We start from the raw sequence: 12,689 nt of genomic DNA, 5'->3' as shown, positions 1-12,689 counted from the left end.
TCCTGAACGCGGCGCACGCGCACGCTCTCACCGCCCCAGACAGGGGCGGCGGCGTACAGCGGTGCGCCATGCAAGATCATGCATCCGTCCTTTGCGCGACGCGCATGATGGCGCTGCGTGAGCGGGGGTTGGCCGCCACTTCTTGCTCGCTGGGCTTGATGCGATCGAGCGCGATGAGCTTCATGGCTTGCGGCACAGCAAACGGCGCACGGCGGTCAAACACCTCTTTGGAATGCTTGGCGATGAACTGCTTGACGATGCGGTCTTCCAAAGAATGGAAGCTGATGACCACCAGCCGCCCGCCAGGGCGCAGCACCGTCAGACTGGCCTCTAGGGCCTGCTGCAGCTCTTCAAGCTCAGCGTTGATGAAAATCCGTAAAGCCTGAAATGTGCGCGTTGCAGGGTTCTGGCCCGCCTCGCGGGTCTTGACCGCGCCAGCCACGAGCTCGGCAAGCTCGGAGGTGGTGGCAAGGGGGCCCCGTTCCTCGCGCCGAGCAACAATCGCCTTTGCAATGGGGCCAGCAAACCGTTCTTCACCGTATTCACGTATCACCTCCGCAATCTGCCCGACTTCGGCCGTGGCCAGCCACTCGGCCACGCTTTCGCCGCGCGTGGTATCCATGCGCATGTCCAGCGGGCCATCGAAACGGAAACTAAAACCCCGCTCGGGGCTGTCGATCTGGGGCGAGCTCACCCCGATGTCCATCAGCACGCCCGAGGCACTGCCCGCAGGCAACTCGCCCAGATGGCGAAAACCTTCGTGCCGAATGGAAAAACGCGCATCAGTGATGCGCGCTGCCTCCTGGATGGCTTCGGGGTCTTTGTCGAATGCGACAAGATTCCCCTGCGGCCCCAGCCTCTGCAGGATCAGCCTGGAATGCCCCCCTCGCCCGAAGGTGGCATCCACCCAGGTACCGGAAGGCTCAGGGCCCGCATTGCCCAGCAAGGCATCGACTGCCTCATGCAGCAAAACCGTGGTGTGTTGAAGAGATGGGGTCACCGCGGCCTCAGAAAGAAAAATCCTTGAAGGCATCGGGCATTTCGCCTTGCATGGCTTGTGCCTCCTGCTCGTCGTACGTGGCCTTGTCCCACAGTTCAAAGTGGTTGCCCATGCCCAGCAGCACGGCTTCTTTGGTCAGGCCTGCGGCTGCGCGCAGTTCTGGGGAGATCAACACACGGCCCGTTCCATCCATGTCCACATCCATGGCGTTGCCTAAAAAGATGCGTTTCCACCACTGGGCGGACATGGGAAGCTGCGCCAGGCGTTCGCGGAACTTCTCCCACTCGGGGCGCGGGAACACCATCAGACAACCGTGCGGGTGCTTGGTGATGGTGAGCTGGCTGGATGCCGTCGCCGCCAGGACGTCACGATGCCGGGTCGGCACGGAAAGCCGACCCTTCGCATCGAGACTGAGCGATGAGGCACCTTGGAACACGGATGGATTTCCCAGATTGGTGGACCGCCAGACACTCCGCGAATCGGAGCAAATGGCACTTTCCCCCACTTATTTGCACTTTTTTCCACTGTAGCAGGAAAACCATGTTCATCAACAGGGTCGCTACAAAGTTTTTCAATGAAATCAATGACTTAGCGCCGAATTGTAAGGTGATTAGGTGAGAAAATATGTTCAAAAATAAGCACTTAGAACAGGCTATGCAAGTGATACCTGAAGCGCAGGCAAGCCGATAGGACTTGTTAACTTTGGTGACCTGCCGATAGGCACCCCTGATCGGCTCTCATCGACGCAGACATGCCACCCCGATACCGGGCGACTTGCGCGCTACCGGCATAAAAAAGCCCCGCCAAGTGGGGCGGGGCTGAATCACGGCAAGCATTGGCGCAAACATGCGCCCTCTTGCATCAAAGGATGTAACGTGACAGGTCTTCGTCCTGGCTGAGCGACTGCAGGCGTGCATCCACATAGGCCGCATCGATGCGCACGGTTTGACCGCCCAGGCGGGTGGCGTCAAAACTCACCTCGTCCAGCAGGCGCTCCATCACGGTGGACAGTCGGCGGGCGCCGATGTTCTCAGTGCGTTCGTTCACTTCGTAGGCAATGTGGGCCAGGCGCGTGATGCCCTCAGGCAGAAATTCCAGCGTCACCCCTTCGGTAGCCAGCAAGGCCTGGTACTGCTTGACCAGGGACGCATGGGTCTGGGTGAGGATGGCCTCGAAGTCCTTCACCGACAGCGACTCCAGCTCCACACGAATGGGGAAACGCCCTTGCAGCTCAGGAATGAGGTCGCTGGGCTTGGAGAGATGGAAGGCCCCCGATGCGATGAACAGGATGTGGTCCGTCTTGATCATGCCGTACTTGGTGGAGACGGTGGTGCCCTCCACCAGCGGCAGCAAATCGCGCTGTACGCCCTGGCGGGAAACGTCGGAGCCACTGGTTTCCTGACGCGCGGCCACCTTGTCGATTTCGTCGATGAAGACGATGCCGTTTTGCTCGGCGTTGGCAATGGCGCGGACCTTGATTTCCTCTTCATTCACCAGCTTGCCTGCTTCCTCGTCGGTGATGAGCTTGAGGGCCTCGGCGATCTTGAGCTTGCGGGTGCGGCGACGGTCCTGGCCCAGCTGGCTGAACATGCCACGCAGCTGGTCGGCCATTTCCTCCATGCCCTGGGGGCCCATGATCTCGACCTGCGGGCGGGCATCGGCCACGTCGATCTCGATCTCCTTGTCGTCCAGCTGGCCTTCGCGCAGCTTTTTGCGAAACACCTGGCGCGCAGTGTTGTCGGCAGCGGGCTCAGCCCCGGCCGCTGTGCGGGCCTGAGGAATCAGCACGTCCAGAATACGCTCCTCGGCCGCGTCTTCGGCGCGGGTGCGCACCTTCTTCATCTCGGCTTCACGCGTCTGCTTGACGGCCATCTCGGCCAGGTCGCGGATGATGGCGTCCACATCCTTGCCCACATAGCCCACTTCGGTGAACTTGGTGGCCTCGACCTTGATGAAGGGAGCATCGGCCAGCTTGGCCAAGCGGCGCGCGATCTCGGTCTTGCCCACGCCCGTGGGGCCAATCATGAGGATGTTCTTCGGGGTGATCTCGTGGCGCAGGCTGCCTTCGACCTGCTGGCGGCGCCAGCGGTTGCGCAGCGCGATGGCCACGGCGCGCTTGGCGCTGGCCTGGCCCACGATGTGGTTGTCCAGCTCGGAGACGATTTCCTGGGGGGTCATGGAAGACATGGTGTCAGCCTGAATTCAATCAAAAATGGCTCTAGCGCTTATTAATAAAGCGCCAGCAGCTATCAAAATAATAGTAAACCTGCGCAGTCGCCGCTCAGAGCGTCTCGATGGTGTGGTTCATGTTGGTGTAGATGCAAAGTTCACCCGCAATTTCGAGCGACTTCTTCACGATCTCCTGCGCGGACAGATCCGTGTTGACCAGCAGCGCCTTGGCAGCCGAGTGCGCATACGCCCCACCCGATCCAATCGCCACGATGCCCTGCTCCGGCTCCAGCACATCGCCGTTGCCGGTGATGATGAGAGACGCGCTGGCATCGGCCACGGCCAGCATGGCTTCGAGGCGGCGCAGCACGCGGTCGGTGCGCCAATCCTTGGTCAGCTCGATGGCCGCGCGCGTCAAGTGGCCCTGGTGCTTTTCCAGCTTGGCCTCAAAGCGCTCAAACAACGTGAAGGCATCGGCCGTGGCGCCCGCGAACCCCGCCAGCACCTTGCCGTGGTACAGCTTGCGCACCTTGCGTGCCGAGCCCTTGACGACGATATTGCCCAGCGTGACCTGGCCATCGCCACCGATGGCGACCTGCATGCCCTGCGGCGTCTGGCGGCGCACGCTCAAGATCGTGGTGCCATGAAACACCGGTGTGTTGTGTGTTGAGTCCATAGCTGCCGCAGGTGGGGATGGTCTGCGCAATTGCAAGCACTCCCGCAGGAGAAACGCCGCCGCAGCAAGGGCTTCAGTTCTTGCGCGGGATGACCCAGGCGTGCTCGTTGATACCGATCACGTTGAAGAACACAGCAATGAGGCGGTGCAGGTTCTGGAAATGCACCACATGCCCCTGCGATTGCAGATCAGCCGCCCAGTTAAGCACGGAGCCAGCCGCCGCAAAGTCGATGCGCATGAGCTTGTCGCACGCAATAACGAGAGGCACACCCGGCTTGACCAACTCTTGCAGCGGCTGCAGCAAAGGCACTGCATCGCCCTCAATGACGCCACTGAGCAGTGCTGCCGGCCCGTTGTCGATGGGCGGCGGCAATGTCAGCTCTCCAAAATCAGAGGCCAGCATGTCGCGCTCGTTGACCTGTGGCTGTGCAGTAGCCGACGCGTTGTCATCGGAATAGCTGCACTTGGGCGCCACCCACGATGGAGGCGAAACTTCAAACGTCACGCAGTAGTCCAGCGCGACCAGTTCGAATTCATCCGGGCGTCCCATCAGGCGCAAAGCCGACATGCGCAAACGCCACCATTCCGTGCCGGAGGTGCGATCTCCCGACTGGGTCATGATCTCCAGCAGGGTTTCCAACCGGTCCACGCCAGAGAAAACAAACTGGCCCTGCTTGTCTGCCCAGCGGGTGAACAGATCGGCCAGCAGCGGCACCGCAGCATCGTCAATACCCGCAATGCGCGACCAGGCCAGCGTCCAAGGGGAAGCCGCGCGCTCGACAGAGGCCTGCAATGCAGCCACAGAGGACACAGCCAGCCGCTGAGGGGCATTCCAGCTGAACTCACGGCGCCCCGGCGCATCACCAGCCGCCTTAGACGAGGAAACTTGCACACCCAACTGCTCAGGCAACGAGAACCACAGCGGGGCGGAGCGGCTGTACTGCGCCGCAAAATCAATGGCCAGGCTCTCAAAGCGGTCTTGCTGCCCGGTGGCGCGGTACAAGTCGAACAGCGTCATCCACAGTTCCAGCTGCTGCTCAGGGTCATCCTGCCGGTGCTGCTCCAGCACCTGCAGCAAGCCCGACTCAGCGCCTTCGTGGTCGCCGTTGGCATAGCTGATGGCCGCTTCTTCAAGATCGGGTTCGTGCACGAATCTCTCCAGCTGGACAGCCACAGGGGCAACCCCGCCTGGCACAGTGGGGCTGAACGAAGGGTGTACCTCTGGTTCCGCTTGCAGCGCAGCGTCCACACCGCCAAAGCGGCCTACCGCCATGCTGTCGTTGGCAAACAAGGGCGCCACCGGGCTGGGGGCCGTAGGCGCAGCGGCATTGGTGGCCCCCAACGGGCTGCCCAGGGTAACAGGCGCCGTGGGCGCAAATGCTCGGGCATCGGCCGCCTGGGTGTCCAGCCCCGGTGCGGGCTGTGTTGCGCCAGGGGGCATGGTGAGCGGCATGGTTTCGCCAGCTTCGTTGCCCGACTGCTTGCTCTTCCACCACTGCTGCGACATCTGGGCTTCAATCTCGTCGATCTTCTTGAGCGTCACGGCGCGCTCGTCGGGCGAGGCCATGCTGCTTTGGAAGAGCGAAGGCCGATTGCTCGCATCTTCAGTGCGATGGCCTTGCAACACCTCGCGCTGGCGCAGCTTGCGCAGTTGATCGAACTCGCGGCGGCGCACAAAGTCGTTGCGGCGCTTGCGCTCAATCATCTCCTTGAGCATCTGCTTGCTGTACTGGCTCTCCCGGTCCTCGGCCAGGGAGTCCAGCTCTGTCCACTGCACGGTGGGATTGCGCACAAACCTCACCATCTTGGACAGCAGTCCGCCGGCTGGTGGGGTTTCTTCCTTGCTCATGGTGATGCGGGTACGGTGGTGAAGAGGCTACTCAGGATACAGCCCGCCTCAATCCCCGAACATCTTTTGCTTGAGCTCACGGCGCTGCTGAGCTTCCAGCGACAGCGTGGCCGTGGGGCGCGCGATCAGGCGGCCCACGCCGATGGGCTCGCCCGTTTCGTCGCAGTAGCCGTAGTCGCCCGCGTCGATGCGCGCGATCGATTGTTCGATCTTCTTGAGCAGCTTGCGCTCGCGGTCGCGGGTGCGCAGCTCCAGGGCGTGCTCTTCCTCGATGGTGGCACGGTCGGCGGGGTCGGGCACCACCACGGTGTCTTCGCGCAGGTGCTCGGTGGTTTCACCGGCACTGTTATGGATGTCTTGCTTGAGCTGAACGAGCTTGAGGCGGAAAAACGCCATTTGCTTGTCGTTCATGTACTCGCTGTCCGGCATCGCCATCACTTCAGCGTCTGTCAGCTCCTCGGCCGTCTTGGTCTTCCAGTTGTTGGCGAGCTTGGGGTCTTTTTTGGCAGCGGTGTAGGTAGGTTGCACTGGCGCGGTCGTGGGCATGGTGTGTTGATAACTAGCTTTGGCAGCGGTGGAAGCCACTGTCTGGGCCATCGATGGTACGGTCAATTGGGCCAATCGCGAAGAAGGCCGAGTGGCGCGCAGCGGAACTTGCGGGCTCTCGGCCACGGGGGCCGCAGCGACAGCGGCAGCCTTGGTGGAAGCCGCAGGCTTGGTCGCCTTGGCGGATACCGGGGCGGCAGCACCTTTGGCCGCAGTGGCAGGCGCTTTGGTCACCGCTTTGGGTTTGCTGGTATCGGCTTTCACTTCCTGGTCTCCTCGCTATACGGGCAGGCCCCGGCTGCGGGGGCAGTCAGGGGCGGATGGCAAGCCTTCCGGGGTTTTACCGGGGCGCGATTGTATCGATCTGCGCCGCCGCAAACGAAAACGTTGCAGATACAACACACCCCGGTGTTTCCCCAAGGGAAACGGCCTCAGACCAGGCTTTGGTCCAGACCCTGACGGAAGATGTCCTGCGGCAGATCGATGCCGATGAACACCATCTTGCTCACCCGTGCCTCACCTTCGGCCCACTGAGGGCCCAAATCGCTGCCCATGAGCTGGTGCACGCCCTGGAAGATCACCTTGCGATCGGTGCCCTTCATGTTCAAGACGCCCTTGTAACGCAGCATGCGCGGGCCATAAATGTTGACAATGGCGCCCAGGAAGTCTTCAAGCTTGGCGGGGTCGAACGGACGGTCGGAGCGGTAGACAAAGCTCTTGACGTCGTCATCGTGGTGATGGTGGTGACCATGCCCGTGGCCGTGCTGGTGCGAGGGGTGATTGCACGCCTCGCCCGGCGCATGGTCGTGGTGCTCATGGCCATGGTCGTGATCGTGGTCGCAATGCCCATGGTCGTGGTCGCAGTGGCTGTGGTCGTGCTCGTCTTCCTTGAGGAAGTCGGGATCGATGTCCAGCTTGGCGTTGAGGTTAAAGCCCCGCAGATCCAGCACCTCCTTGAGCGGCACCTCGCCAAAATGCACCGCCTTGATGGGCGCACGCGGGTTCATGTGCTTGAGGCGGTGCGTCAGGGCATCCACGTCCTCGGCACTCACCAGATCCGTCTTGGACAGGAAAATCTGGTCGGCAAAACCCACCTGGCGGCGTGCTTCCTGGCGGTCGTTGAGCTGCTGCGCTGCGTGCTTGGCGTCCACCAGGGTGATGATGGAATCGATCAGGTACGTCTCGGCGATCTCTTCGTCCATGAAGAAGGTCTGCGCCACAGGGCCGGGGTCGGCCAGGCCGGTGGTTTCGATCACGATGCGCTCAAAGTCCAGCAAGCCCTTGCGCTTCTTGGCGGCCAGCAGTTGCAGGGTTTCACGCAGGTCTTCACGGATGGTGCAGCAGATGCAGCCGTTGCTCATCTGCACGATCTGCTCTTTCGACTCCGTCACCAGGATGTCGTTGTCGATGTTTTCTTCACCAAACTCGTTCTCGATCACGGCGATCTTCTGGCCGTGGGCCTCGGTCAAGACGCGCTTGAGCAAGGTGGTTTTGCCCGAGCCCAAAAAGCCCGTGAGGATGGTGACTGGAATGAGTGCCATGGGAATCTCTTTCAAATGAACTAGGGCGGGGGCCACAGCCCTCTGCCCGCTGGAATACCGTGCCCGCAGATCGGGGCAGAACTGGTTTTTTCCAGTGTAGCGATCGTGTCAAGCCCCTGCGGGCGACAAAGTGTGCCCGCTCAGGCCTTGCGCATCACCACCAGGCCCTTGAGGTATTCCCCTTCAGGAAACTCCAGTGTCATCGGGTGGTCAGGTGCGCCCCCCAGGCGTTCGGTGATGTAGCCATCCACGCCCGCATCGGCCCCGGCGGAGGCCACGATCTTGTGGAACAGATCAGCACTGATGCCGCCCGAGCACGAGAAGGTGAACAACACGCCGCCCGGCTCCAGCAGTTGCAGCGCCAGGCGGTTGATGTCTTTGTAGGCGCGCGCCGCACGCTCGGCATGCGCCGCAGTGGGCGCAAACTTGGGCGGGTCGAGCACGATGGCGTCAAAGCGCACGCCGTCCTTCAAGAACTGGCGCAGCGATGCATTCACATCGGCATCCATGAACCGGGCCTGTGCCACGTCAAAGCCATTCAGCAAAACATGGGCGCGGGCCCGCTCCAGCGCGGGGCCGGACGAATCGATGGAAGTCACCACACCACCGCCCAGCCCGCCGGCCTGCTCGGCCGCCCGCATGCCCGCCAGCGCCGCTACGCTGAAGCCGCCGGTGTAACAAAAGCAGTTCAATACCTTGCGCAGGTTCAGCCGCAGAACGCAGTCGGCAAAACGCTTTCGGCTGTCGCGCTGGTCCAGGTAAAAGCCGGTCTTGTGGCCTTCGGCAATGTTCAGCGTCAGGCGCCAGTCGTGTTCGTGGATGGTCAACTCCAGTGGCGGCTCAGGCTGCCCTGTCTGCCCAGCCGCAGGCCCGCCCCGCAGCCAGCCGGTGGCGGCCTCCAGGCCTTCGAGCTGGCGCACGTTGGCGTCCGATCGCTCATACAGCTTGCTCAGCCCCGTTTCTTTCAGCAGCGCATCGGCCAGCACCGCCTTCCAGCGCTCGGTGCCTGCGCTGGTGAACTGGGCCACCAGCGTGTCGCCGTAGCGGTCCACGATCAGGCCCGGCAACCCGTCAGACTCACCGTGCACCAGCCGCACGCCATCGCTCTTGACGTCAAATCGGGCTCTAGCGCTTATGGAGCTTGCGCAAGCAGCTATGAAAAATGAAGCATCAATGCGCTGCTTTTCATCAAAGCTCCACACCCGGGCTCGGATGCGCGAATGCGGACTGAACGCCGCCCAAGCCAGAAACTGCCCCTCGTGCGACTCCACACGCACCGTCTCACCACTGTCGCCACCGCCTTTGGCGATGGCAGATTCAAATATCCAGGGGTGGCGGCGCTGCAGCGAGCGTTCTTTGCCTTGCTTGAGTCGTATCGTTTTCATCCCTGGATTGTGCAGGCAGCCATCCCGTTAGCCACCGGCCCGAACAGCGGCGAATGACCTCACAGTCAAATAAAAATTTGTCAAAATTGACACAATTTTTCTCATTGATAAAATTTGATTCATATTGTTATCATTTAAGCCAGGGCATCCGATGATCAACGCCGCAACTGCCACATCTACCTCCCTCTCCGCCGCCTCCAGTGGCACCGGGGCGCTGACCCAAATTCGGGAATTCCTGGCATTCAAGATCGCCAACGAGGAATACGGCGTGGACATCCTGCGCGTGCAGGAAATCCGCTCGTACGAAAAGCCCACCAGCATTGCCAATGCACCAGAGCACCTCAAAGGAGTGGTAAACCTGCGCGGCGTGATCGTTCCCATCATCGACCTGCGCATCAAGCTGGGCGTGGGTGAGGTGCGATACGACCACCTCACCGTGGTGATCGTGCTCAACATCGGCGACCGCGTGGTCGGCGTGGTGGTGGATGGGGTGTCAGACGTGCTCACGCTGGAGCCATCGCAGCTGCGCCCCGTGCCCGCGCTGGACTCCAACTTCGACCCTGAGCACCTTCTGGCCATTGGCTCGGTGGACGAACGCATGCTCATCTTGCTGGACATCGAGAAGTTCCTATCAGACACAGTGCTGGGTGAGTCCACTGTCGGCGCGCATTGACGCCAAAGCGCAGCCTGAGTAGCTGACCAGCGCGTAGCGCCAGGCTTCAGGGCTTTTTGCGCGCCCGCGGGTGGGCTGCGTCGTATACCTTGGCCAAGTGCTGAAAATCGAGCCGCGTGTAGACCTGTGTGGTAGTGATGTTGGCGTGGCCCAGCAACTCCTGCACCGCCCGTAAATCGCTGCTGGACTGCAGCACATGGCTGGCAAACGAATGGCGCAGCATGTGCGGGTGCACCGGGGTGGTGAGCCCCGCCAGCTGGCTGCGCTGGCGCAGCCGCAGCCACACAGATTGGGCGGTGAGCCGCTTGCCGCGCTGGCCCACAAACAAGGCCCCGTCGAGCCGGGCTGGGGAGGCCCCAAACGGTTGAGTCCGCAGGGCCAGCCAGGCCTGCAGCGCCTGCACCGCCGCCCGGCCTACGGGCACGCTGCGGCGCTTGCTGCCTTTGCCAAACACATGGGCTTCGCCCGCCTGCAGATCGACCCAGCCACGGCCTTCGCGCTGGGCCTCGGTGCTGGCCACGGCGTCAAGCCCCACCAGCTCGCCCACACGCAGGCCGCAGCCATACAGCAGCTCGACCATGGCCGCATCGCGCGCCTCCAGCCAGGGGTCGGCTCCGGTGTTTTCGTAATCGGCCAGGCGCACCGCATCGTCCACGCCCAGGGCCTTGGGCAGCGGCTTGGGCGCCTTGGGCGCGCGCACGTCCTGCACCGGGTTGTGCGCCACCAGGCCCTGGCGCCCGGCCCAGGTGTAAAACCCGCGCCAGCCCGACAGAATCAGCGCAATCCCCCGCCCGCTGCGCCCGCCGCTGTGCATCTGCGCCACAAAGCGGCGGATGTGCGCACTGGTGAGTTGCAGCAACGGCAGATTCACCCCCGCCGCAAACTGCGCGAGCTTTTCCAGATCCAGCGTGTACAGCGTGAGCGTGCGCGCCGCCAGCCGCTTCTCTACCCGCACATGCTCCAGGTAGCGCAGAACGTGCGGATCGGTGGGCAGCGAAGCGACCAGGGCGTCGGGCATGGGGATTTAGAAGGCCGTGAGCGCAGGCCCCGAGGTGTCCGTGCACCCACTGTGGCGCAGCGTGCGCAACCGGCGCTGCCCCAGGCCAGTGCCACCGTGGAGCCGGCTTTGCCGGTCCAGGGGTGGCGTCCCCCCCTTGGGGGGGGAAGACGCGAAGCGGCTCAGGGGGGGCGTCACTTCAACCGCACCAGCGCCGCGCTGGCCAGCTCCGCAATGCGTGAGAGAAATTCCGTGCCCATGGTGGCGTCAAAGCGCTGCGGGTCGGGCGAGCCCAGCACCAGCAGGCCAAACGCTGGCGTGGCGCTGTCGATGGCGCCTTCGCGCAGCGGCAGCAGGGCCAGCGACTGGGCGGGCTCGCCTGCCTCCTGTGCCAGCCAGCCCGCAGGCTCAAAGCCCAGGTTGGGGCCGCAAAACGGCATGGTCAGCGACGAGGCAAACGCCCGCGCGTCTTCACTCGCGCCTTGCGTGAAGTCAGCGTCGATGTAGGGGCCAGCCACCGTCCACACACGCACGGCCGCCTGGGGCACGTCGAACAGGGTGCGGATGCCGCTGACCACCGCCTCGGGCAGGTCGAAGGGGTCCTTCACGCGCAGCAAGGCGCTGGTCCACTGGTGCACCTTGGTGGCAATGGCGGTGTTGTCGTTGCTGTTGCGCACCATGTCCATGATGCGGTGCTCCAGCCCCTTGATCTTCTCGCGCAGCATCTCGGCCTGGCGCTCTTGCAGGCTCACGGCGCGCTGGCCGTGGGGGCTGGTGATCTGCACGCTGGCCAACACCTCGGCATGGCGTTCAAAGAAGCCGGGGGTGTTGGTCAGAAAGTTGGCGATGTCTTCTTCGGTGATCGGGGGAACGTGGGTGCTGGTCATAGGTGGTCTGGAATGTCGATCTGGCCTTCGAACACGGTGGTGGCCGGGCCGGTCATGTAAAGGGTGTCGGTGTCCTGGCCGGTCCAGGCGATGGTGAGGCGGCCGCCGCGCATGTCCACATGCACTTCGTTGTCGAGCAGCCCCAGGCGAATGCCGGCCGCTACAGCCGCGCAGGCGCCTGTGCCGCAGGCCAGCGTTTCGCCCGTGCCGCGCTCGAACACGCGCAGACGTACATGGCTGCGGCTCACCACCTGCATGAAGCCGGCGTTCACGCGCTGCGGAAAGCGCACATGCCGCTCCACCAGCGGGCCCCAAACAGCCACGGGGGCGGTGTCCACGTCTTCTACCAATTGCACAGCATGCGGGTTGCCCATGGATACCACTGCTACCAAAACAGTAGCTGGTTGCGCAGGTAAATCAAGCGCTAGCGGCCATTTTTGCCCTGAGCCTTGCGCCACGGGCTGCAGGCCGGCGGTGTCAAACGGCACGCGGGCGGGTTCCAGCACGGGTCGGCCCATGTCCACCGTCACGCGGCCATCGGGTGTGAGGCGCGGGGCGATGACGCCGCTGAGCGTCTGCACGCGGATGGTGTCCTTGTCCGTCAGGCCCTTGTCGCGCACGTAGCGGGCGAAGCAGCGCGAGCCGTTGCCGCACTGCTCCACCTCGCCGCCGTCGGCGTTGTGGATCACGTATTCAAAGTCGATGCCTTGCGCGGCGGCATCTGCGGTGGGTCGGCGCACCGTGAGGATCTGGTCCGCGCCCACGCCAAAGTGGCGATCGGCCAGGTAGCGGTAGTGCGCAGCCGTGAGCCCCAGGCGGCCCTGGGTTTCGTCCAGCACGACGAAATCGTTGCCAGCGCCCTGCATTTTGGTGAAGCGAATCTGCATGCGCGGATTATCGTCGCTGCCCGGCCGCGTGATGGGGCCTCCAGCCCCGAGAGCCCCACGCCCCACTGCTCCCCCACGC

At 63.1% G+C, this 12,689-nt stretch carries 12 protein-coding genes; 1 reads left to right on the top strand and 11 read right to left on the bottom strand.

What is annotated here, in order from left to right:
• Positions 1-76 precede the first annotated feature (76 nt).
• The 8 genes from rsmH to IHV84_RS09990 form a co-directional block, all read right to left on the bottom strand.
• The gene (gene rsmH, locus IHV84_RS10025; protein WP_156445024.1) at positions 77-1,000 is read right to left on the bottom strand and encodes a 16S rRNA (cytosine(1402)-N(4))-methyltransferase RsmH; all 924 of its coding nucleotides are present in this window, start codon (positions 998-1,000) and stop codon (positions 77-79) included.
• Between the two features lie 7 nt (positions 1,001-1,007).
• A complete protein-coding gene (gene mraZ / locus IHV84_RS10020) occupies positions 1,008-1,436 on the bottom strand; it encodes a division/cell wall cluster transcriptional repressor MraZ (protein WP_044397702.1) in 429 nt (142 codons plus the stop codon).
• Between the two features lie 425 nt (positions 1,437-1,861).
• Complete coding sequence (gene hslU, locus IHV84_RS10015; protein WP_142082094.1) at positions 1,862-3,187, bottom strand: ATP-dependent protease ATPase subunit HslU; 1,326 nt, start codon at positions 3,185-3,187, stop codon at positions 1,862-1,864.
• Between the two features lie 94 nt (positions 3,188-3,281).
• Positions 3,282-3,845 (bottom strand): ATP-dependent protease subunit HslV, encoded by a 564-nt coding sequence (gene hslV, locus IHV84_RS10010; RefSeq protein WP_198846749.1) that lies wholly within the window; start codon positions 3,843-3,845, stop codon positions 3,282-3,284.
• A 73-nt stretch (positions 3,846-3,918) separates the two neighbouring features.
• Positions 3,919-5,694 (bottom strand): STAS domain-containing protein, encoded by a 1,776-nt coding sequence (locus tag IHV84_RS10005; RefSeq protein WP_198846748.1) that lies wholly within the window; start codon positions 5,692-5,694, stop codon positions 3,919-3,921.
• Positions 5,695-5,742: 48 nt separating this feature from the next.
• A complete protein-coding gene (gene dksA / locus IHV84_RS10000; protein ID WP_198846747.1) occupies positions 5,743-6,504 on the bottom strand; it encodes an RNA polymerase-binding protein DksA in 762 nt (253 codons plus the stop codon).
• Between the two features lie 167 nt (positions 6,505-6,671).
• The gene (locus IHV84_RS09995; protein ID WP_142082100.1) at positions 6,672-7,781 is read right to left on the bottom strand and encodes a GTP-binding protein; all 1,110 of its coding nucleotides are present in this window, start codon (positions 7,779-7,781) and stop codon (positions 6,672-6,674) included.
• Positions 7,782-7,921: 140 nt separating this feature from the next.
• Positions 7,922-9,166, bottom strand: coding sequence for a class I SAM-dependent rRNA methyltransferase (locus tag IHV84_RS09990; protein ID WP_198846746.1), 1,245 nt, complete (start codon positions 9,164-9,166; stop codon positions 7,922-7,924).
• A gap of 151 nt (positions 9,167-9,317) precedes the next feature.
• Here IHV84_RS09990 and IHV84_RS09985 point away from each other — a divergent pair, with 151 nt between their 5' ends.
• Positions 9,318-9,839, top strand: a complete 522-nt coding sequence (locus IHV84_RS09985; RefSeq protein WP_066695636.1) for a chemotaxis protein CheW — start codon at positions 9,318-9,320, stop codon at positions 9,837-9,839.
• Between the two features lie 46 nt (positions 9,840-9,885).
• Here the strand turns inward: IHV84_RS09985 and IHV84_RS09980 are convergent, their stop codons facing one another.
• From IHV84_RS09980 to dapF, 3 genes are all read right to left on the bottom strand, one after another.
• Positions 9,886-10,857 carry a tyrosine recombinase XerC gene (locus tag IHV84_RS09980; RefSeq protein ID WP_198846745.1) on the bottom strand — a complete coding sequence of 324 codons (972 nt, stop codon included), beginning with the start codon at positions 10,855-10,857 and terminating at the stop codon, positions 9,886-9,888.
• Between the two features lie 173 nt (positions 10,858-11,030).
• The gene (locus IHV84_RS09975) at positions 11,031-11,723 is read right to left on the bottom strand and encodes a DUF484 family protein (RefSeq protein WP_044397717.1); all 693 of its coding nucleotides are present in this window, start codon (positions 11,721-11,723) and stop codon (positions 11,031-11,033) included.
• The gene (dapF, locus tag IHV84_RS09970) at positions 11,720-12,610 is read right to left on the bottom strand and encodes a diaminopimelate epimerase (protein ID WP_066695646.1); all 891 of its coding nucleotides are present in this window, start codon (positions 12,608-12,610) and stop codon (positions 11,720-11,722) included. Before dapF ends, IHV84_RS09975 begins: the two co-directional genes overlap by 4 nt.
• Between the last annotated feature and the right edge of the window lie 79 nt (positions 12,611-12,689).

It is taken from the genome of Acidovorax sp. IB03, from assembly GCF_016406015.1.
In the GTDB taxonomy this organism is placed as follows: Bacteria; Pseudomonadota; Gammaproteobacteria; order Burkholderiales; family Burkholderiaceae_C; genus Acidovorax; species Acidovorax temperans.
Note: the sequence above shows the minus strand (reverse complement) of the source record. Positions and strands in the feature narration are given on the sequence as shown.